Origin of the sequence: Brevibacillus migulae (assembly GCF_004521915.1) — a bacterium.
Classification (GTDB): domain Bacteria; phylum Bacillota; class Bacilli; order Brevibacillales; family Brevibacillaceae; genus Brevibacillus_F; species Brevibacillus_F migulae.
Window position 1 is genome coordinate 1 of record NZ_SDKD01000071.1, and the last position, 661, is coordinate 661.

Below are 661 nucleotides of genomic sequence, written 5' to 3' on the forward strand. Positions count from 1 at the left end.
TACTAATCGGTCGAGGACTTATCCACACACATCCTTATGCATAGTTGCTGCGTATCCAGTTTTGAAGGTGCAAATTCCTTCATTATTCCTTGGTAGCTCAGTTGGTAGAGCAATCGGCTGTTAACCGATCGGTCGGGGGTTCGAGTCCCTCCCAAGGAGCCATATAGCGGAGAGTTACCCAAGAGGCCGAAGGGGACGGTTTGCTAAACCGTTAGTATGCGCAAGCGTAGCGAGGGTTCGAATCCCTCACTCTCCGCCATTTACTTTGCACTTATATTATTTTTGGCGGCGTAGCTCAGCTGGCTAGAGCGTTCGGTTCATACCCGAAAGGTCGGGGGTTCGATCCCCTCCGCCGCTACCAAATAGAAAAAGCTTTGCGGTCGTGGTGGAATTGGCAGACACACCATCTTGAGGGGGTGGCGGGGCGACCCGTGCGAGTTCGAGTCTCGCCGACCGCACCATTATATAATTGTTTGGCCCGTTGGTGAAGCGGTTTAACACAGCAGCCTTTCACGCTGTCATACAGGGGTTCGAATCCCCTACGGGTCACCTAAAGACCCCACAAAGTGAAGAAAAGCGTTGAAGCTTATTCCGGATACTTTGTGGGGACCCCAAAACATTTGATCTGGAGGCTTAGCTCAGCTGGGAGAGCATCTGCCTT

General features: G+C 52.0%; 5 tRNA genes. All 5 read left to right on the forward strand.

Going from position 1 to position 661, the window contains the following annotated elements:
• Positions 1-86: 86 nt before the first annotated feature.
• The 5 genes from EIZ37_RS25605 to EIZ37_RS25625 all read left to right on the forward strand — a co-directional run bounded on the left by EIZ37_RS25605 (position 87) and on the right by EIZ37_RS25625 (position 549).
• Positions 87-162, forward strand: a tRNA-Asn gene (locus EIZ37_RS25605).
• Between the two features lie 6 nt (positions 163-168).
• Positions 169-259: transfer RNA gene (locus EIZ37_RS25610), tRNA-Ser, on the forward strand.
• A 25-nt stretch (positions 260-284) separates the two neighbouring features.
• Positions 285-361, forward strand: a tRNA-Met gene (locus EIZ37_RS25615).
• 15 nt (positions 362-376) lie between these two features.
• Positions 377-461 (forward strand) — tRNA-Leu (locus EIZ37_RS25620).
• Positions 462-475: 14 nt separating this feature from the next.
• Positions 476-549: transfer RNA gene (locus tag EIZ37_RS25625), tRNA-Glu, on the forward strand.
• The last annotated feature ends 112 nt before the right edge of the window (positions 550-661 follow it).